15 protein-coding genes are annotated in these 21,393 nt (G+C 46.4%); 7 read left to right on the forward strand and 8 right to left on the reverse strand.

Annotated features, from left to right (window positions below):
- Positions 1 to 110 precede the first annotated feature (110 nt).
- The 4 genes from QME20_RS01640 to QME20_RS01655 form a co-directional block, all read right to left on the reverse strand.
- A complete protein-coding gene (locus QME20_RS01640; RefSeq protein ID WP_281715317.1) occupies positions 111 to 6,248 on the reverse strand; it encodes a pectinesterase family protein in 6,138 nt (2,045 codons plus the stop codon).
- 98 nt (positions 6,249 to 6,346) lie between these two features.
- Positions 6,347 to 9,280, reverse strand: a complete 2,934-nt coding sequence (locus QME20_RS01645) for a TonB-dependent receptor (RefSeq protein WP_281715318.1) — start codon at positions 9,278 to 9,280, stop codon at positions 6,347 to 6,349.
- A 147-nt stretch (positions 9,281 to 9,427) separates the two neighbouring features.
- Positions 9,428 to 10,750, reverse strand: coding sequence for a pectate lyase C (locus QME20_RS01650; RefSeq protein ID WP_187446348.1), 1,323 nt, complete (start codon positions 10,748 to 10,750; stop codon positions 9,428 to 9,430).
- Positions 10,750 to 11,493 carry a helix-turn-helix domain-containing protein gene (locus tag QME20_RS01655; protein ID WP_230598821.1) on the reverse strand — a complete coding sequence of 248 codons (744 nt, stop codon included), beginning with the start codon at positions 11,491 to 11,493 and terminating at the stop codon, positions 10,750 to 10,752. Before QME20_RS01655 ends, QME20_RS01650 begins: the two co-directional genes overlap by 1 nt.
- A gap of 517 nt (positions 11,494 to 12,010) precedes the next feature.
- On the opposite strand from QME20_RS01655, the gene QME20_RS01660 reads away from it, so the two are divergent.
- The 6 genes from QME20_RS01660 to cyoE all read left to right on the forward strand — a co-directional run bounded on the left by QME20_RS01660 (position 12,011) and on the right by cyoE (position 17,580).
- On the forward strand, positions 12,011 to 12,418 hold the full coding sequence (locus QME20_RS01660; protein WP_014951265.1) for a hypothetical protein: 408 nt from the start codon (positions 12,011 to 12,013) through the stop codon (positions 12,416 to 12,418).
- 150 nt (positions 12,419 to 12,568) lie between these two features.
- Positions 12,569 to 13,510 carry a ubiquinol oxidase subunit II gene (cyoA, locus tag QME20_RS01665; RefSeq protein WP_014951264.1) on the forward strand — a complete coding sequence of 314 codons (942 nt, stop codon included), beginning with the start codon at positions 12,569 to 12,571 and terminating at the stop codon, positions 13,508 to 13,510.
- A 2-nt stretch (positions 13,511 to 13,512) separates the two neighbouring features.
- Entirely contained in the window at positions 13,513 to 15,501 is a 1,989-nt protein-coding gene (gene cyoB, locus QME20_RS01670; protein ID WP_014999972.1) for a cytochrome o ubiquinol oxidase subunit I, read from the forward strand.
- Positions 15,498 to 16,115 (forward strand): cytochrome o ubiquinol oxidase subunit III, encoded by a 618-nt coding sequence (gene cyoC / locus QME20_RS01675; RefSeq protein ID WP_014977735.1) that lies wholly within the window; start codon positions 15,498 to 15,500, stop codon positions 16,113 to 16,115. Before cyoB ends, cyoC begins: the two co-directional genes overlap by 4 nt.
- Positions 16,115 to 16,486 (forward strand): cytochrome o ubiquinol oxidase subunit IV, encoded by a 372-nt coding sequence (cyoD, locus tag QME20_RS01680; RefSeq protein WP_014999970.1) that lies wholly within the window; start codon positions 16,115 to 16,117, stop codon positions 16,484 to 16,486. Before cyoC ends, cyoD begins: the two co-directional genes overlap by 1 nt.
- A gap of 197 nt (positions 16,487 to 16,683) precedes the next feature.
- On the forward strand, positions 16,684 to 17,580 hold the full coding sequence (gene cyoE / locus QME20_RS01685; RefSeq protein WP_281715319.1) for a heme o synthase: 897 nt from the start codon (positions 16,684 to 16,686) through the stop codon (positions 17,578 to 17,580).
- Positions 17,581 to 17,708: 128 nt separating this feature from the next.
- On the opposite strand, the gene QME20_RS01690 is transcribed toward cyoE, so the two are convergent.
- Positions 17,709 to 18,221 carry a YgjV family protein gene (locus QME20_RS01690; RefSeq protein ID WP_071960224.1) on the reverse strand — a complete coding sequence of 171 codons (513 nt, stop codon included), beginning with the start codon at positions 18,219 to 18,221 and terminating at the stop codon, positions 17,709 to 17,711.
- A 186-nt stretch (positions 18,222 to 18,407) separates the two neighbouring features.
- Here QME20_RS01690 and ppiC point away from each other — a divergent pair, with 186 nt between their 5' ends.
- Positions 18,408 to 18,689, forward strand: a complete 282-nt coding sequence (gene ppiC, locus QME20_RS01695) for a peptidylprolyl isomerase PpiC (RefSeq protein ID WP_012520075.1) — start codon at positions 18,408 to 18,410, stop codon at positions 18,687 to 18,689.
- Positions 18,690 to 18,780: 91 nt separating this feature from the next.
- Here the strand turns inward: ppiC and QME20_RS01700 are convergent, their stop codons facing one another.
- From QME20_RS01700 to QME20_RS01710, 3 genes are all read right to left on the reverse strand, one after another.
- Positions 18,781 to 19,527 (reverse strand): hypothetical protein, encoded by a 747-nt coding sequence (locus tag QME20_RS01700; RefSeq protein WP_281715320.1) that lies wholly within the window; start codon positions 19,525 to 19,527, stop codon positions 18,781 to 18,783.
- A 175-nt stretch (positions 19,528 to 19,702) separates the two neighbouring features.
- Complete coding sequence (locus tag QME20_RS01705) at positions 19,703 to 20,809, reverse strand: FecR domain-containing protein (protein ID WP_281715321.1); 1,107 nt, start codon at positions 20,807 to 20,809, stop codon at positions 19,703 to 19,705.
- On the reverse strand, positions 20,802 to 21,392 hold the full coding sequence (locus QME20_RS01710; protein ID WP_039229032.1) for a sigma-70 family RNA polymerase sigma factor: 591 nt from the start codon (positions 21,390 to 21,392) through the stop codon (positions 20,802 to 20,804). The genes QME20_RS01705 and QME20_RS01710 overlap by 8 nt, the downstream gene beginning before the upstream one ends.
- Position 21,393: the final 1 nt, after the last annotated feature.

Here is a 21,393-nt window from a genome sequence, read left to right on the forward strand (position 1 = left end):
CGTTAACGGAAAAACTTAATAAAAGTAAATGGTAATTATGAACCCGGTTTAAAAAGAAAGGCGCTGCTTATAGAGCAGCGCCTTTTTGTTTGTGCTAACTCTTTTGGGAGTTAGTTTAACGGAGGAATGTCATCGGCATTCTGGTTAATTTTACCTACGCCCGAGTAGTTGATAACTCGCTGCTTAACCACGTCGGCATCATCTAGTACGTAGTCGTACGGCACTTCGTAGCTGGATGTTGGCGTGGCATCAGGTCCTGCTACAACGTCACCATCAGCTGGCGTTGTCCAAGTTACGCCTTCGCCAAACAGGTTGCCTGACGTGTTCCAATATCCAATAACGTCTGAGTAGAAGGAAACAATTGGGTTTTGCGTGTTCTCAAACACATTGTTTTCTACCTGTAGCTCTGCACCAATTCTTGAATTGATTGCCGTAGAGGATATCTGATTATAATAGTTGTTATACAAGTGACCGTGACCGTAGCGGAATAACGGTAAACGTGATTCGATATTCTCAAAGCGGTTGTGGTGGAAGGTAATTAAACGCTCGGTATTGTCACTGTCTACATCATTCTCAGTGTGGCCGTGTAACGAGGCTTTCCAATGATCATGAAGGTAGTTGTAAGAGATAGTGATGTTTTTCGCGCCGCGTTTACTATCTACTAATCCGTCGTAGAAATCCTTGTCCACAGACAATGTGCTATAAAGCTCATTGTGGTCAATCCAAATGTTGCTGGTGGTAGAGCCGTCGTTATCACCTTCAATAGAGATAGCGTCTTTACCATCAGTAAGCACGTGGTGGATTTTCAGGTTTTGAATAATCACGTTATTTGCACGTCGAATTAAGATGCCAATGCCGTCGAATTCGCCCCTGTCTGCAACCCCGATAATTGACACATCGTTCATGTCTTTTATTTCAATCGGTGAGCCCGTACCGCCATTGTTTGCGTCGGTAATGGTGCCATCTACATAAACCGTCACTGGGGTGTTGCTGTTCGCTGCGCTATCTAGTGCCGCTTGCAGATCTGCGCCGTTATCTACGGTGACTACTGTACCGCCAGCACCGCCGGTTAATGCATAGTTGTATTGCGCAAAACCGTACGCATCAAGCGTTGGAGCAGGTGCTACATTCGGTAAGTTAGGCTCGCTTGGCACCCAGCCTTCGCCGTTATTAAAGTGAGAGAATATTGCCGTTCTGCTGGTAAGTTCAGTCACTTCGCTGTCGGTAAGAATGTGGGCAAACTGACGGCTTGAAAGATCAAGCGGGTTACCCTGCATATCCATGCTGCCGTATTCACGCCATCCAGCTGCTGCGGTTGCAGGGCTAGGGTTTGGTGCAGGTTGGTCGCGTACTCCTTCGCCCGCCCAGCCGATAGTGGCAATGTGGGTGTCGAAACGGTTATTAATAAGCGTAATATTGTCGAAGTAGCTCGCGCTGCCGCCACTTCTTGCAATATACGTAGAGTCGTCGAGTACACCGTTACCAATAGGGCCTGGGCCATTGGTGAAGCTGCTGTTTAAGAAGATAAACCCTTTATAAGAAATATCAGGTACGCGAGCTTGTAGAATGTAGCCGCCCGCTGTGTCTTCGTCAGGGTTACCATTTTTAGAGTCGCCAATGGTGCGAATTTCGCTGTTTTCAAACAGTGCGGTATTTACGTAACCCCAAATGAAATCAACGTTGCCGGCAATCAATGAGTTGTAGAACCAACTAAAGCCTTTTAACAGCAGCGTATCTTGTTCACTCACAAAGTTCATATCAACGGCAGTTAGACGACCTGAATCACTGTTAAAGTAAATCGTCTCAGCTTGGTTAGAGTAGTCGTTGCTTCTGATGTGTGAGTTTTTCAAAGTGAAGTTCGTTAGCGTCAGGTTATCTACGCCTTCCACTAAAAATACGCTTCTTCCGCCTGATGGCGTGCCCGCCGCAGGTGCTTCGCTCTTGCCACTACCGCTGTTAAAGCTTTCAAAGTTATCGTAGTACACCACGGTATTGTCTCGGCTCTCGCCTTGAAGCGTGACATTGTTGTTACCGCGAAGGAACAGCATTTCCTGATACTCGCCGTCACGAATCGTAATGCGAGATGGCGTATCGCTACTTACGTTTTGCATCACGTAATTAAGCGCACCTTGCACCGTGCGGAAATCCGCTTCGCCGTCATCATCTACGGTAACATTCGCGCCAGAAGGTGCAGCGGCTCTTGTTGCAAAGCGCCAGTTCGCACTCTTGCCAATACCACTAAAGCTTTCACCATTTAGCGTTGCGCCGGTTACCGTACCATCGCTAATGGCTACGTAATACGACTGACCATATTGAAGGGCATTTGTATGAGGCTTAATCACTAATTTGTTGCCTACAACTGATGCTGGGCGGTAAGCCACTTTGCGCTGTCTGTCTTGGCCTTCAAAGCCAATAAAGTCTTCATCAGCTGCAATATTGATAACGTCTACCAGGGTGTCGTCTGTCGCATTGTAAATGCGTACTTCACCGCTACTTCCTAAGGTGGGTTCGCTGTCGAAGGTTAACGAGAGTAGGGTATCGGGATACGCATTGTTATTGCCCGAATACGGTGTGGTATCCGGGAATAAGTCGCCATAGGTGGCGGTAGGCATTGTGAAGCCTTCGCCAACATTAACGGCAATGTGTTTGCTTAACGTAGGGTCAGAGCCAGAAGTAAAAGTTACCATTGCGCTGCCGGCAGCGCGAGGGGTAATGGTAACTTGTGGACCTTGCTGCTCTACGCTGACCACACTCGCATCACTGCTGGTTACGGTAAACGTGTCTTCAGTTATACCGTCGTTTTGTACTGCGGTAACGTAAACGAATAACGGATCGCTACTGGTGGTGGTCTCCCACTCTGTTTCTTTGAAATCCAGAGTAAGTTGAACTGGTTTAACAGCGGGGTCACCTACTTTTAAATCGTCCAGCTCGAACGAACGGTTATTAGTGAAGAGGCCAATCAGTCCCGCTGCGCTATAGGTTGTATCTTCTGCAGTACCCATGTTCTCGCCGTCTAAATAAACGGTGAGTTTCTCGTTTTCCATTTCAAAACGTACGCGATACCACGTGCCGTCTGTACCGTCTTTTTCACCCAGTACAATAGGTGACTTAGCTTGGACAGGGCGAGAAATACTACCTTCGGTACTTACCGCTACTTCCACTTGTGTACTGCTTGATGAGTTTTGTACATTCAAACCACCGCCGTACCAGTTTCCAGCGCTATCATAACGACCTAGAAGGAAGATCTGTTTGTTTCGCGTGGTGCTGTTTTGTCTTGGACGAATGCGCGCTTCAACAAAGTAATTTCCATTTTCTGGAAGGTTGCTTAGCGCCGACTCTTTAACCAAGAAAATTTCGCCACCTTCACCGCCAGCGGTGTAGCGCATCACTTTGTTGCCGTCATCTTCTACAACATCAAACGTGCCTTGTGGGCCGTTTGAGCCTGCGTCGTCTGAAATAAGCGTGAAGTTATCTAAAGAGCCCGATGCAAAGTCGTCACAGAAGTAAAGCTGTGGTTCATTTTCACAGCTAAACTTGCTGTCATCTGGCGCTTCACCCACATACGATATAACAAAGTTATCGATAACCACTTTGCCGCCACTTTCAGTACGAAGCTGTAGGAACGAGGTGGGTGTACCAATAAATCCATCGATAGTTAGGCGTTGTCCTGGCACAAGGTTATTAACCAGCTCGCTGTAGAATTTAGAGTCGCCACCATGTATCGATTTGCTGCTACTGCTGGTGTTGTTATCTACATATATCTGGAAGTTATTGTCGCCTTCACTGTCTTCAACGGCAATGATATCCATACTAATGGTATATTCACGGCTTAAATCTAATATACCTGTGGTTACAGTGTCATCAGCGGTTGTGTCTGTATCAGGGGTACTGTTGCCCATGGTAAAGCGTGCACTGTCGATGGCTAGTTGGCCTTCGGAAATCACTAAACCTGAGCCGCCGCCCGTTACGCTATAAAACGGTGTCGCACCACCATCGGTCGACTTGTATTCAGGGCTGAAGAAGGTGTCAGCGTCTGTTTCAAACGTCTCCTCTAACAGGGTGTTTTCATCAATATATTCAATGCGAATATTGTCGATGACCACAATAGAGCCACTTTCCGTTCTAAATTGAAGGTACGAGTTAGGCGTTGCTATCTGTCCTTCTACTGTCATGGTGGTTCCCGGTACTAAATCGAGCACAGGCTCATTAAAGAAACGAGAATCTGAACCTAGGTGTGAGTTGGCGCTGCCAGAAGTATTGTTATCCACGTAAATCTGGAATTTGTTGTCGCCTTCGGAATCTTCAGCAGAAATGACATCAAAGATAACATTGTAAGGACGGCTCAAATCCAGTGCACCGGTTGATGATGTATCGTCAGACGAGCTTTGGGTATCAGGTTCAGTATTACCAAGGGTAAAGCGTCCGCCGTCAAGCTGAATACCAGTGTCAATTTGCGTTACCGAGCCACCGGTAATGGTAAACATGGCGACTTGCTCACCCGCTGCATTTTCAATCGCGGCAAAATTTGTCGAGAAAATATCCTCGCTTTCGCCTGCAAAGGTATAGGAAAGCGGCAGCGGTACGCTTGGAATGACTTCGGGTTCTTCAGGCTCGGTAGGCTCAGGCTCAACCGGAGGCACTGGGTCAACTGCGTCAGCTACCGTCTCAATTTTTAAGTTATCGATAGTGATAGTGGCACTCGAATCTGTGCGCAATTGGAAGAAACTATTAGTTACCGAGCTATCGAGAATTTTCGCGTCAGGTGCACTAGGATCGCCGCCACCAATATCGTCACCCGGCTCATAGGTGTAGGTAAAGCGTGTGCCGGGTACCATTGTGCCGTCCGCTAATCCTTCGCTTACAAACTTAGAAGCAGCACCGTGTACAGAGTTATCTTGCCCTGTGGTGTTGTTATCTACATAAAGGCTGAATGTACCGCCGCCATTATGAGAAATAACGTCGAAGCTAATGGTAAAACCTTCACTAAGGTTATAAATACCCATGCCTACCGTATCTGATGCCGACGTATTGGCACCTGGGTTGGCTGCAGCATTACCTATGCTGAATCGATCGCCTTCAAGGGTAAGTTGACCTGTGGTGGCATCGACTAGTGGGCTGCCACCTGTTACATAATAAAGCGCGCCAGCATCTGGCTCTTCACTTAAACGCTTGTACGACGATGAGAAAAACGTATCGGTGTCGGTATCAAAATTCTCTTCAAGCGCTGCCTGGATAGAGTTCGCTGCTTCCTCTAACTTTGCCAGTTCAACATCTGCTTGTTCCTGGGTAAAAGCAAACAGGTAGTTTTGCGGGTCTTCGTTGGCAAGACAGCTTTCAACATGCAGCACTAACGGCATAGACTGAGCGTTATCTGGGGATATCACGCACAGGCTGTATACTTCGTTAACCGTGTTGAAAGCACGGGAAATAAGATACTCAGTTTGCTCACCGTAGCTAAGGGCTATGACTTTTCGTCCAAAAGAGAATTCATAGCTACCCGTTGTGCTTTCCTCACCGTGCACTCTTACGAATGTACCTGACAAGTTCGTTTCGTCGTCTGGCGTAAAGGTGTAAGTGGCTTGAGATACACTTCTGCCTTCCAGTGTTGGTGCGTAAATGTCGCCTGTGAAGCGGGTTACATCAAAGGTGTTAGGGAACAGCGTACCTAATTCGGCTTCAAGGTAATTTACGAAATGGCTGATAGCCTGTGCTTTATCCACAAGCGTAGCACTGGCTCCGCCAGCAGAACCAAGCCACACCTCTACATCGGCTGCAAAATCTGCATCAGATTGATTAAAGAAGTCTTCAATGGTTTGCCCTTCGTCTAGCGTAGCTACCGCCACATCGCCAGCACTGGCGCTTAGCGATATACCGTTACTTGGGTCGCCATCGGTATCAAGAGATTGTAAAAGTCGAAGCGTGTTTACGACCGACTGGTTAAAAGGGTTGTCAGTTGCGAACAGGTCAAGAGGAGAGATAACGCTCGATGCTGGTGTTTCTGGAAACGTCAGCTGACCAATGCTGAAAGCGAGCTGTTCGCCTCTGAAGTAAGAGTATTCACCCTGCGCATTAGTGGTACCGTTTTCCACAGAAGCAGAGGAATAATTGATTCCTTCAACGGGGCTATCAACAAATACGCCAGTAAGTGCTGGGTCGGGGGGGAGGGTTACGTTGGTAGAGCTTTTCTCGCCGCAGGCAGTAACGAGAATAACACCACCCATCAGGGCAGCAATTTTCGTGAGTTTCATGGTACTCAATCTCCATATTTTACTGGGCGTACTACCGCACTACATGTCCGCTCCAGCTTTATTATGTGGAAAAGGCCGGGTTTCCCCGGCGCAGACAATTAGTAGAACTTAATGTTTACACCCAGCTGATAGCTGCGGCCGTACTCTTCTTTCTGGTACAGAATATTACCGCCGCTTAACGCGTTACCTTGGAAGTAGCGAAGGTCAGACTCCTCGGTAAGGTTGATGGCGTCAAAGTACAATTGTGCGTACTCAGTAATGTCGTACTGAAGTTTAAAGTCTAAGCTTTTAACCGAATCTTGATATTGGTCGCCCCAAATCTTGCAGCCTTTCGGGTCGTTAAGATCGGCAGTAATTGGGCATGAGCCAATTTGTTCAAGAACTTCAGAACGCACGTTACCAATTAAGCGAGCTGAGAACGTTTCGCTCTCCCAACCAAATACAAGATTGAAGGTGGTATCAGCTTGGTCGGGCAGCGCCACTTTGCCTTGACGAATACTGCTATCCAGCGTGGCTTCACTATCTAGGATGGTGGCGTTACTTTGAATGAATAGACCATTTTCAAAGTACTGGTTGTAGCTAAGCTCTAACCCGATAACCGAGGCTTTGTTGCCGTTAACGGTAATGTTTATCTCGTTAAGGTATAAGTCTTGCGGAATAACAAACTCAGTCACCTGGTTTACCGGAAGCGTTAGCGGCAGGTCATTAAGCGCCATGCCAATTCCGTTTACATCTACGATAAAGTTGTCGATGTCTTTATAGAAAACTGCCGCTTCCATAAAGAGGTTTTCGCTTGGATACCAGCCAATTGACGCATCGTAGTTAATAGATGTCATTGCAACGAGGTTAGGGTTACCCACATCTAGTGCATTATCAGAACCCAACACATACTGGCTTAACTGTTGAAGCGATGCGCCACCTTGACTGTCATCACAATCGTCAGAACCCGGAGGACAAAGCTCAATATCGCTGTCAAACACAGCAAATGCACGGGCTTGTTTAAACGACGGGCGAGTAAAACTCGTCCATGCTGCGGCACGCACTAGGAAGTTTTCACTCGGCTCCCATTTAATGTGTGCACTAGGGAAAAACTCACTGTATTTAATAGACGCTTCTGGAAGAGGGATAGCAATATCCAATGCACCAGCCCCTGCGCCATTAAACTCAAAGTCATCGTTTTCTAAAGACAAAAAGCCGGTAGAAGAGAACTCGGTTTGTGTCCAGCGAACGCCGGTTGTTAGTGTGGCATCTGCGCCTAGTGGCAACTCTGCCATTGCGTATACAGCCTGCGTATCTTCGGTAATGCTGTAGTCGCCCTTAGTGCTTTCGATCGACACTTCGCCATTTGTGGCAGGCTCAACCGTTTGACGAGTGGCATCAACAATTTGGTCGACAACTGCGCGGCTTTCAAACGGCAGCTGGAATGCGCTATTTGAAGGTATTTGGGTGTCATAGTCGGCAAGGGTAGAATTCACTGCGGCAATACATGCATCGTCGCTACAGTCGCCGGCAGAAGGGGCGAAACTCCACCGGTCCTTGTCACGCACGTGATCGCGCTCGCTCACCTGCACACCAAATTTAATGGTGTTTAACCAGTCATTAAAAATGTCGGTTCGCAAGTTAAGGTTCACTGTCTTAATTTCATCAATTCGCGTTCCGCCTTCTAAAAACAGGTTATCGAATTGATAATTTGAAAGGTCAGAACCATCGCCACTACCCGACGTTCCAAAAATACTGTTTTCCGGGTCGTAGGTTAGACCTGCGATTTCAGCAGCTTCCTGTGGGCTTAAAATGCGGGCGTTAATGTTGTCGCGACCGCCTTGACCATAAACAATCAGGTCTCGTTCACGGAATTGAACGCGGCGGTCACCAGTGGAGTCTTCTTCAGAGCGAGATTGAGCGTATTCGTAGTCAAACACGAAGCGTTCAGCAATACGGTTTTCTCCCCCTAAGCTGAACGTGATGGTTTTGTTCTTACTTTCTTGTAGGAAATGCTGGTGGAATACGTCTATATCGCTAAGAATAAACTCTTTCGTAGCGCCGTTTACGTATACAATTTCATCGTTTCCGACAGAGCCTGCATCTTGAAAATCGTAAAATTCTCGCTGTGCGCGATCATCATCTTCAAACTGAGTGAACGTGCCTTTGGCATAATAGTAAGCGTCTGCAGAGGGCTTGTATTCAAGGTTTAGTGCTGCAGCTTGACGAGTTCTTCCTGCAATTTCGCGACGAACTTCTAACTGAGAAGGCGCAAGAATTTCGTCACCCTGGGCAATTTCTTCTTCTGTTTTACCCAAGTCGGCGGTGTAAAACTTCATTTCGTTGGTGCTGTGGTGGCGCGTTTCGTCTATCTGGGTTTTGCGGTCTTCGTGAGAGATGGCAAAGCCAATACCAAAGGTGTTGTCGAGGAAAAACTGGGTGCCGTCTAAGCTAAATTTCGGAGAGTGCTTTTCGCGCGCTTCTGAATATGCGTCTTGAACACGCATTTTTAATGTGTTTTTGCCGCGATCGAAAGCTGAAATTGCTTTAACGTTGACTGTACCGCCAATGGAATTTAGGTTTTGGTCTGGGGTGAGTGTTTTCAGCACTTCAATGGTACCGAGAAGGTCAGCAGGAAGTGCGTCTAATCCCACTTTCCGTTCTTCGCCTGCACCAGACATTTGTGCGCCGTTCATATTTATGGATACGAAGCCGGGTCCTAAGCCCCGTACAGTGACAAACTTACCTTCGCCTTCAGAGCGCTGTAGCGTAACACCTGGCAGTCGTCGAAGGGACTCCGCCACGTTCTGATCAACAAAATTGCCTAAATCATCGGTAGAAATAACAGAGCTAAAGCCGCTTTTCATGCGTTCTAAGTCACGCGCTTTAAGGTCTGCCTGTTTAACACCCTTTACTTCAACTACTTCAATTTCGCTAGGGGTCTCATTTGTTTCAGTTTGCTCGGTATTTTCCTGAGCGGGTGCTGTTTGCGCCATGCTGGAAAACGCCGTGGACACGGCTAGAGCGAGGGCTGTCCATTGAAACACTTTCATGTTTTGAACTCCTAAATTCCAAAATCGACATAGCTGTAGTATTTGTATTTTGCTATGCCACCGGTGGCAGTATTGATCTTGTCAGATAGGAATGCACTAACATTTAACGTTTATTTCACAAATTATTAATATATGAATATTTAGTGATCACAGTGTTGGGATTCCTGCGAGTACCCGCCATGAGTTTTCTTCATGAAAAGTAAAAGAGGGCGCGGGGTTGGCAGTAAAGTAGCTGCTGTAAATTGACCAGTCAACCACATCTAATTCACTATCAATTATCCCATATTTGCTTGTGTACTGATTGCTTTGTATTTGCTTAAGTATGCGCGAGTCTACAGGGTCTAGATCTTTACCTGTGCGGGTGAGATTAGCACCTACGTCTTGGTTTTCAATCAAGCTTGTCCATGTTTGCTGCGCAGTAAGTTGCGCATCGCCTAATTTATCTATTTCATTCTGATGAAAAGGCGACGTTGAAAGAGAACGAGTGATTACGTCTTTTTCTTTCTTTGAACCGGTTTTGGCGCTCTTAACATCTATGCCTTTACTGTTGTCCTCAGACATGTCGCTATAGCCCTTCATCACGTTTTCAGCAACATAAAGTCGAGTGAGTGATTCCTTATCGTCCCATAATTGGAAAAACCATAGCTTTTTCGTAGCGGGGCCTGGGGCATAAATATTCCCAACCAGATTTGCGGTGCCGTTTTCGCCGCCATAAGCTGAGTTTTTTTGCCAGTTGGCAATAACGTTATTTTTGATATCAACGAATTCTTGCTGCTGTGGGTAAGGCGGGTTCAGTCGCCATCCGTTAATGCGCGGGTTTCTACTGGTATGATTGGCCAATATATTGCGCAAAAAGCTAGCATTACTGCCACCCCAAATGCCGCCATAGCCATGGCTACCTTTGTGATGACCCGCGTTGTTTAAACTCTCTGATAGTATGCTGTATTGCAGTGTAAAGCGTTGGTTATTGTAGAAAGAGCCTACTTCGTCTTTTGACCAACTTAGCGAACAATGATCGATAATGACATCAGTGGTATTTCTAACGGTTACTGCATCGCCTTCTTCACTGTCTTTCCCCGGCCTAAAACGCATGTGACGAATAATAACCTGGTTAGCTTCAACGCTTGTTGATGCGCCAGAAATTACAATTCCGTGGGGAGATGTCTGTCCTGCAATGGTGACGTTGCCATGTTTTATTTCTAACTCCTTTTCTAGCGCGATCACGCCAGACACATTAAAGACAATCAGTCTGGGATAGTCTTGCGCAATAGCCCATCGCAATGTTCCCTCTTGTGGGCTTTTAGCATTATCAGACAAAGAGCTAACAACTAACACTTTTCCTTGGTTTCCACCTTGTGTGTATTTTCCGAACCCCAGCGCACCTTCAAACGCCAATGATTGTGCGTGACAGTTAGACAAGGCGAGAAACGCGACGAAAGCGACAATCAGTTGAATTGGAATATATTTCATTACTGCATGTCCTGCTCGTAAGGGTGGGCACCGGTGGTTGGTTGGCGGGCGATGTCTTTGAGTTTAGCGCTCCATGCTTGGAGTACCTTAACGTCGTGGATCATACCTTCTAACTCTATTGCTAAAATTGATACAAGCTCTCCATCTCGCATGAAGACTGGCACGGCAACAAGCGTTACGTTGCGCGGTGCGAAGTGGCTGACGGCATAGCCTCTGGTACACGTTGTTGCTCGTAATTTCGCGGCTTGTTGTTCATCAAAGTTTGCGGGGTGTGAGCTGTCGTTCATGTTTTGATACTTGGGATGGTAGGCCAACATGACATGACCCGCAGCAGATTCAAATAAGGGCAGTTTTGTCCCTGGCCTTATTGTTGTTATTTGCTTTTCTCTGGCATCTAAAACGTCAATAACAAACGCGCAGTAGTCGCCTAATGTACAGATAATTGCGCTAGCGTTGGTTGTAGCTATAAGTTTCGAAAGCGCAGGTGCAGTGATTCTCTGAACGTATCTGCTGCGCGAGTTAGCGGCGCTAATTTCGTAAATGCGTGTGCCATAGAAGTATTTTGTACCACGCTTTTCAACTACCCGTTCGCTGGTTAATGTTCTAAGTAACCTAAATACTGATGTGCGGGGAAGTTTAAGCGCTGACTCAATTTCAGAGGCGCTTAACCCCGAGCGAGACTCGGCGATGGCTTGACATAGCTGCAGCGCCTGCATAACACTGGGAATAACATACCTTTCCATCTTTTTGCGGTCCCGAAATCAAGATAATACTGCTCGATATTAACACGAATTAAACAAAATGCTACCGGTGGCATTTTAAATTATTGATGATTTTTAAATCAATTACATTGAGAAAAGAGAGAAAACTGTCGTGCAACTCATCGCATCTATAAGAAGGTTAACGCTTTATCAACCGCGTCCGGTAAGCGGTTTAATTTTGTATATTTGAAACAAAAAATTAACATGTGTAGGTGCTGCCGAGGTGCAAGTCGAAGACTCAGCGAGCGAAAAAGTGAATAAATGCGTGACATCTGTACTAAGGGCGACGATAAATCTGTGGAAGCAGAGTCTTACCTTCTGAATGTTAATAAAATAGTCATTTGTGTCTGGTGCTTTAATTACTAGGTCTTTTTAGCCCGTCGATAGGTGGCTTGTACTTGTCCTTATTTGAGATTACTCTGCCACGCCTGCTTTCTCAATTCTCATTTGAAGCAGCGTTAAACTTAGAGCATTGTTCTTGTAAGGCATTACATTCTATATGGCACCACGTTCTTTCGTTTTTTTAGACGAACTGAATTCTTCGATTAGACCCGCAATAAACTACACCAGTGGTGTAGGCGCTATGCTGTGGTTGGCTAATCTGGTGTTACTGCTGAACATTGCGCTAGTTATCAGTGGTACCTTGGCTGACTCGGCAGAATTTGTCAGTGCGTTTAATGAAAGTTTGGTTGTAGAGCCTTTTTTCATTGCACTGGCCAATCACACGCTTTCGCAATTTATTGTTCCCACTATTGCATTAGTGTTAGTTGGTCTCTTGGTTAAAGCCACGGCTATAGCAAAGGCGCAAATAACAAAACAGCGCCGACCTATTCCTTACCTTTGCCCTACATTCCCCCAGCCTTTTGTTCAGACGGTTGGCAGTAGAGCGCCCCCACTTTTTAGTTAAACGTCTCCGATTTGATTATCTAACGCCGAAAGCGTTGCGCAGTATGTGTGACAAAGCTTTACCGGTGTGTTTTTCGATGCTGTAACGCTGCCATTCTCTATTAAGCGGCCCAGTCATCGCCGTTTAACTTGTGGGTTATAGGAACTTGTTTTGTCTATTCGTAACCTTTTTACTTTAATTGTTGCTGGTGCAGGGCTGACGTTGGCCGGTTGCAGCGGTGGCGTGCTTGACCCTAAAGGGCAAGTGGGTATGGATGAAAAGAATCTGATTATTCTTTGCACCATCCTAATGCTGATTGTTGTTGTTCCCGTTATTTTTCTTACGCTTTACTTTGCGTGGAAGTATCGCGCTAGTCGCGATTTCGAAATTTATACCCCTAAATGGGCACATTCGACCAAAATAGAAGCGGTGGTGTGGTCCATTCCAATTCTCATTGTCGTGTCGTTGAGTGTGATCACCTGGCGCTCTACTCACGCACTCGACCCTTATGCACCGCTAGAAGGTCAAGGAGAGCATCTTACTGTCGAAGTAGTCTCGCTCAACTGGAAGTGGCTGTTTATTTATCCTGAACAAGGTATCGCAACGGTCAATGAATTGGTGTTTCCAGCCAATAAACCCGTTGCGTTTAAGATTACTTCTGAAAGCACCATGAATTCGTTTTTTATTCCTCAGCTAGGAAGCCAGATTTATTCCATGGCGGGAATGGAAACCAAGCTTCATCTTATTGCCGACGAGCCAGGTACGTACAAAGGCATTTCTTCAAATTACAGCGGTGCGGGATTCACTGGCATGAAGTTTAACGCTATTGCCACACCTACCGAGGATGACTTCGAGGCGTGGGTTGCCAGCGTTAAGCAGTCGCAAACATCGTTAACGTCAGGTGCCTACGAGCAGCTTGCTGAGCCAAGCGAAAACAATCCGGTGACCTATTTCAGTAAAGTCGATGACGGTTTATTTCATAACATTGTTATGAAATACATGAAAGATCACGGCTCTATGGATTTCTACAACAAGCCGGAAAATGCCGCAATGGGCGAACATCACGCCATGCCTGAAATGCAACACAGCCATCACCAAGAGGATGCACAATAACCATGTCTTTATTAGGTAAATTATCTATTGAGGCCGTGCCCTATCACGAGCCGATTATTATGGTGACACTTGCTGTTGTGGCAGTGGTGGGTGTGGTCATAGCCATGCTTATCACCAAGCACAAACAGTGGGGAACCCTATGGTTTGATTGGATAACGTCTGTCGACCACAAACGTCTTGGTATTATGTACATTGTGTTGGCTATGATCATGCTGCTGCGTGGCTTCGCCGACGCTATTATGATGCGTACTCAGCTTGCAATGGCAACCAATGGTGCGCCCGGGTATCTACCGCCAGAGCACTACGACCAAATCTTCACAGCCCATGGCGTTATCATGATTATCTTCATGGCGATGCCGTTTATGATTGGGTTGATGAATATCATTTTGCCACTACAAATTGGTGCTCGCGATGTGGCGTTTCCATTTTTAAATAACTTAAGTTTTTGGCTGACCGCAGGTGGCGCAATTCTAGTAAATGTGTCTTTGGGGTTAGGTGAATTCGCAAAAACAGGGTGGGTTGCTTATCCGCCGCTAGCCGGGTTGGAGTTTAGTCCCGGGGTTGGCGTCGACTATTACATATGGGCCCTGCAGATATCCGGGCTCGGTACGCTGCTAACCGCCGTAAACTTCTTAGTTACCGTGTTTAAAATGCGTGCGCCCGGCATGAAGTTAATGCAAATGCCTATTTTCACATGGACCTGTACGTGGGCAAACATTCTGATTGCTGCTTCGTTCCCTATTCTTACGGCTGTGCTAGCCATGCTAACCCTAGACCGCTACATGGACTTCCACTTCTTCACGAATGAAGCCGGCGGTAACTCAATGATGTATATCAACCTGTTCTGGGCGTGGGGACACCCTGAGGTTTATATTCTGGTACTGCCTGCATTCGGTATTTTTTCAGAAGTTATATCTACGTTTACCGCTAAGCGCCTGTTTGGCTACAAGTCGATGGTGTATGCGTCGGGTGCCATTGCCATTCTTGGTTTTATTGTTTGGCTGCACCACTTCTTTACCATGGGGTCGAGCGCCAATGTGAATGCCTTCTTCGGCATTATGACCATGGTTATTGCCGTACCCACGGGCGTGAAACTGTTTAACTGGCTATTCACCATGTATCGCGGTCGCTTAATATTGAGTGTGCCTGTACTGTGGACGTTAGGCTTTATGGTGACCTTCACCATCGGCGGCATGACAGGGGTGTTACTTGCTATTCCTGGTGCTGACTACGTACTTCATAATAGCTTGTTTCTCATTGCGCACTTTCACAACACCATTATTGGTGGTGCGGTATTTGGCTATCTGGCTGGCTTTGCTTTTTGGTTCCCGAAAGCCATGGGCTTTAAGCTTGACGAAAAAACCGGAAAAGCAGCCTTTTGGTGCTGGCAAATTGGTTTCCTTTTGGCGTTCATGCCCCTATATGTGCTTGGCTTTTTGGGTATGACACGCCGCTTAAATCACACCGACAACCCTGACTGGAATATCTGGTTGTACATTGCTGCATTTGGTGCGTTTGTTATAGCAATTGGTATTTTCTTCCAGCTACTTCAGCTGTTTGTAAGCTTCAAAAACAAAGAGAAGCTTAACGATACAACGGGCGACCCGTGGAATGGTCACACGCTAGAGTGGTCAACGGCGTCACCGCCTCAATTTTACAATTTTGCCAAGATTCCTCACATCAAAGACATTGATGCATGGACGGATATGAAGGAACGCGGCGAGTCGTATCAACGCCCTGAAAATTACGCGCCTATTCATATGCCAAAAAATACTTCAGCCGGAGTTTTCATGAGCATGAGCTTTACTCTAATGGGCTTTGCCCTTATCTGGCATATTTGGTGGCTTGCTGTTGTCGGTTTAGTGGCAGGAATAGGAGTATTTATTAAGCGTTGCTATACCTCGGATGTTGATTACTACGTGCAGGTAGATGAGGTTGAACGAGTTGAAGCTACGCACTTAAGTGCCAATACAGTGGGAGGTCGCTCATGAGTACTATTGCAACATCAAGCGCCGCATCAATGCCGCATGAACACGCACACGAAGAACATCATGAAAACAACACCGTGTTTGGTTTCTGGTTGTATTTAATGACCGACTGTTTGTTGTTTGCTTCTTTCTTTGCCACCTATGCCGTGCTGTTTATGAATACGGCAGGCGGTGTGTCTGGCAAAGACATTTTCGAGCTCAACTTTGTTGCAGTTGAAACCGCCGCTCTGCTTTTAAGCAGCATTACCTTTGGCTTTGCCATGATATGCGCTCACCGACAAAATAAGTCTGGCGCCCTTGCTTGGCTGGCGGTGACATGGGCACTGGGAGCGTGTTTTATTGGTATGGAAGTGTACGAATTCCACCACCTTATTGAGCATGGTAACGGGCCGCAGCAAAGTGCGTTTTTAACGGCGTTTTTCTCGCTAGTAGGGCTGCACGGCCTGCACGTTACAGCGGGTCTTATTTGGATGACGATCATGTTTATCGAAGTAACCCGCCGAGGTCTAGGTGAGCAAACCGTTACCCGACTTAGCTGCTTAAGCTTGTTTTGGCACTTCCTCGATATCGTATGGATATGTGTATTTACCGTAGTGTACTTAATGGGGGCAATGTAATGGCGTTACACGATGCAAAATTAGCTTCAAATACGGACGGTCACGCTTCATCGACCCACAATAGTGATGACGTACATGGCGATGTGAAGTCTTATGTTATTGGTTTCATTCTATCTGTGGTGCTCACCGCTATTCCGTTCACTCTAGTGATGAATGGCGACCTATCTAAAGTTACCACAATTTGGAGCGTGGTAACTTTGGGCTTGGTTCAAATTTGGGTGCACCTTAAATACTTTTTGCACCTTAACTTTGTTACCGAAGAAGGCAGAGCCAATACGTTTTCATTCTTATTCAGTGCGCTTATTATTTTCATGGTGGTTGGGTTATCCGTTTGGATCATCTACGAATCAAACGCCATGATGATGTATTAGCAAGTCTCTGTACATGCGTGGTCTAGCCTGACGATCATGTCAGGCTTTTCAATGTGTTTACTTCATCGCGGTCAGTACGATAAGCCCTCATGTATTGCCCTTCTATTGGGGCAACCTATTTGGGGGGCAACATTGGGGCTTCTCAGTACACCTTGATACGCGTCTAAATGGGCGCGTTTTAAATTTGGATTTTACCCATGACCTCTACTTATAAACGTTACCTGTCAGTCACCAAGCCCGGCATTATTATGGGCAATGCTATTTCGGTAACGGGCGGTTTCTTGCTCGCGTCCCGTGGCCATATAGATTACTGGCTATTGCTCGCAACGCTCATCGGTTTATCGCTGGTGGTGGCTTCAGGTTGTGTCATTAATAACTGCATTGACCGAGATATCGACGGCAAAATGCAGCGCACGGCTAGCCGGGTTACGGTAACAGGCGAGTTGCCATTACTTACTGCGATGTTGCATGGTGCTGTGCTAGGCATTTCGGGGTTCGGCTTGTTAGTAGCTTACACCAACCTTACCTCGGTATTTTTTGCCGCTTTTGGCTACGTCATTTATGTGGGGGTTTACAGCCTGTATATGAAGCGAAATTCGGTGTATGGCACCTTCGTTGGCAGTTTGTCGGGGGCCGTTCCGCCCGTAGTCGGTTATTGCGCGGCGAGCGGTCAGTTTGATATGGCTGCGGCTATTTTGCTGGGTATGTTCAGCATTTGGCAAATGCCCCATTCTTATGCCATCGCTATCTTCAGATATAACGACTATAAGGCGGCTGGCATTCCCGTATTACCTGTATCGCAAGGTATTGCGAAAGCAAAACGTCATATCGTCCTTCATATTGCGTTATTTGCTTTAGTAGTAATGCTGCTTCCACTTAGCGGTTATACAGGTATTGGCTTTTTAACAGTAGCTTTTGCAACAAGCCTTTGGTGGTTGTTGATGGCACTGCGCGGATACAGACCCGACATCAATGTGGAAGGCTGGGCAAAGCGAGTATTTGGTTTTTCCATTGTGAATATAACGCTGTTATCTATCGCTATGTCACTGGACTATCACACGTCAGTAACGAGTCTGTTTGCACTTTCGTTTTGAATAAGGCGTTTCTAGTCATTCGGTAATATTTGCTTGAAAGCTTCCAATACAGTGTGCGTATAGCAATTCATTCACTTTGGGCAATCAAGGCGTGTAGATTGGGAGCATAGTCTGGCATAAATTAGCAATCAGGCCTGACCGAGTGCTTTTTGCCCTCTGTACAAGCGAATAATGGTGAAGCTATTAACTGCCAGTAACGTAGCTTCAAGCAAGGTGCCGCCAATAGAACCGACAATAATATTGTTGGTTAGCCAACATATAGCGCCGCACAAAAACGCTAAACGCATGCGTATTCCCGACAAACAAAACAAGGCATAAGTGCCTATACACGTGCCCAAAATAGGGAATAAGTCGTACCAAACTTCGGCCAAATACAGCCCGGCTGCTAGCGATATTAATATAAACAGGTAGGCGACACTACGGGAGCGGGTTTTAATTGAAATGCCTGTTCTTACCACTGAAAGCAAGGCACTTAAGCATGCGGTTACGGCACCAAGTAGCGCAAAATGCAGTGCGTGATTTAAATTCATCACCACCATCATTATTCGCAGGTGCTGATCATCACGCTGATAAAAGCACAAAATGCCAAGCGCAAAACTCAGCATTCCTATCGCTTGGGCCAAGTCGAATTCTGGTAACAAAAGGGAAGGCTCGTCAATGATTGATGAAGGTTAACGATACGCAGTTTTTAAACAGCAGAGTAGCCTTTACATCGCTTTTTTAACCCAACACATCACATTGACTAATGGCAGGCGGGTTGTTCACTAGGGTATACTTAGCGTGCACGATATTATTCTTAAACCCCCGATACAAATTAGGTCCTTTCCATGGCAACGGCATCCGCACTTCACATTTTGGTTAAAACAGAGAAAGAAGCGCTTTCTATTTTAGAGCAGCTTAAAAAGGGTAAGGATTTTGCGACGTTAGCAAAGCGTCATTCCAAATGCCCGTCGGGCAAGCGTGGCGGCGATCTTGGTGAATTCCGTAGAGGCCAAATGGTAAAAGCCTTCGACGATGTGGTATTTAAAAAAGACGTGCTCAAAGTACACGGGCCGGTGAAGACCCGTTTCGGCTACCACCTTATTAAAACGCTTTATCGTAGTAATTAAAACCAAAGCCTTTTAAACCAAAGCCGCTAAAGCCGAAGCAAGCCCGATCCATTCAACAAGCGTTTAAAGTATGTCCTAGCTAATTACCTTGTTAATTGCCGGGCTCCCACTTTTCACCGCATACTGAATTTTTGGTAAATATGGCGTACGGGCTGTTGGTGTCGTGTAGTGAATTGCGTAGCGCTGCGCCGTGATCTACCGTAATAAAAGGTGTGTCAGAGGCCTTACCTTGTTCATCCAGCATAAAATAGTCGCTGGAGTAGCTTGTTAGCATCATGCGATTGTCGTAACCCATATCGCTTAAGCGAACCCGGGTAATGGCTTTAAATTTAGCGTCGGGGTTAGAAAGGCCTACGATTTTCTTAAAAAAGTAGCCTTTATCAGACTGCAGCTGGGAAAAACCATTTAACGTGTTTATCAGGGTTTTTAAATCTATTGCTTCGCGCTGCAGCATGAAGTCGTGCTGGATGGCATTGCCATCTTTTCTAAGGCTGTCTTTCGACGGTGCTTTACCAGCAGTATAGGCCTGCTCTGCTTCCATTGAAGAAAGGTGCGCTTGCCCTTCCTCTGTATAGTGAATCAGTGCGCTCGTATTCATGTTTACGTAGTAGTCGCTGATCCCCGCAGGCACCACTTCAAATAGCATAACATCTGGGGTTACGGCGCCTCGCTCTTCGGGCGTTTGAGGGCCTTTAGCCACGCACTTGTCAGAAATGAAATAGTAATATTGGCCAGCTTCAATGGCGAAAGCTGTATTAGATAGCACCGCGCAGGTGGCCAGAAATAGTAGCCTGGAAGTGAAATGTTTAATTGCCGTTACAGCACTGCCTATTTGCATATCAAAGACGCCTTATTGTTTGATGCATTTATCTATCATACCAATGCATGCCGACTGGTATAAGGCGTCATTGTAAGGGGGAGTGGGTAAAAGCGCGAGTTAAGCTTTAGAACGCGCTTTGTGTTTAGTTTGTAGCTCAATAATGCTAAGTAATAACTTATGAGCAAACCCACCGTTAACGGGGGCGAAGGACAATAGTGTCGCTAGAGTAGTCTGTAGATATCTGTAAATTGTCGGCAAGGGCGGCAATAAGCGCATCTACGTCGTTGGTATTGAACAGCCCTGCTACTTGCATATTGGCAAGCGCTGCATCACCTAAAACAACCGTTTTATCCGTATATCGGCTTACTTCTTCAATCACGTCAATTAATGGCTCGCCGCGAAATACAATCTTGCCTTCACGCCAGCTTAAATCATTCGCGATATCTTCATCTGACACGGTCTTAACGGTGCTGTTAGGCAAAGATAAAAGCGATTTTTCACCTTGAACTAACGTCAGTGGCTGAGCCTGCGGTTTAATAATTGGATCAATAATGCTTTCGCCATTCGCTTTGTTAAGTGTATAGCTGGCGACTTCTACCACGCCTTCGGTAACTACCAGTTCAAGGTCGCCGCGGTGATATTGCACATTAAAAGCAGTACCAACCGCCTGTATGGCTTTACCGGCTGCAAGTACATTGAGCGGGCGTGATTTGTCTTTCGCCACTTCGATATGAAGCTCACCTTTGACAAGCTGAATAATCCGTGAGGTTTCAGTAAAAGCGATGTTCACTTGAGAGTTGGTATTAAGCCATAGTGTACTGCCGTCCTCTAAGCTAATACTCTTGTGCTCGCCCGGTTTGGTCGAAGCTTGTAACGAGTAGCTTGCCATTTGTGCAACAGGTTCGGTTTGGTTAGACGGCGAGAATAAATTTAGCCCCTGATAACTTAACAGCCCGACCATTAAAATCGAGGCAGCAATGGCCAGCGGGCGCTTCCAATTCACGGTGTGGTTTGCTTTGTGTTTGACGCTAGGCTCAGGTGTATGAGGTACGATCTCAGCCAGTTCGCTAAGCACCGACATCTTGTCCCACAAGGCTACCATTTCGAGGAAGGTGTCTCGATGCAAAGGCGTTGCAAGCCATGTTTTTAACGCTTGCATTTCTTCGGCATCAAGCCCTTCGTCGAGTTTCACAAGCCATTCGCTGGCGGCATCAAGCACACGCTCATCGCTATTAAACTGTACAACGTTGCTATTGGTGCCTGACTTAGCGTTTTTTGTTTCGTTTGTTGAACTATTCATGGGCGTCTCTCTTTACATCCGCCGTACTGTGTTGCCCACCACTTTGATAAGCATTCGGCCGTGTATGCGACGTCGTTTGTCGTCGCATAAACAAAGTGCATCTTTTTATCCCTTCAGCAATATGCTTTTCCACGGTTTTTTCGCTTATCTCTAATTCTTGGGCAATCTCTTTAAGAGAGTAGCCATACACTTTCTTCAATACAAATGCGCGCCTGCATTGCTTGGGAAGGGCGCGCACTGCGTCACAAAACAACTTAAACTCTTGCTGGGTGGCGTTGTTGTGAAATGTTTCATCTTCAACACCGCTAATTGCGCTTTCCAACGCTGCCGCAACCTCTACGCTGTCGTCTACCATGCGTGTTTCTGCACGCTTCAAGTGATCGTAGGCCAAGTTTTTTGCGGTTTTAAACAAAAACGACTTGGGCTCTTTAATATGCTCGGTAGATTTCGCCTGACACAAGCGAACATACGTATCCTGCAGTATGTCATCCACTTCTTTAGGCGGCACAAGGCGCGATAGCATTTTGGCCATCGAGCCGCGCGCCGACATATAGGCATTATGTATGGCTGTTTCTATGGGCATA

Origin of the sequence: Alteromonas sp. CyTr2, assembly GCF_947311905.1 — a bacterium.
Classification (GTDB): Bacteria; Pseudomonadota; Gammaproteobacteria; order Enterobacterales; family Alteromonadaceae; genus Alteromonas; species Alteromonas macleodii.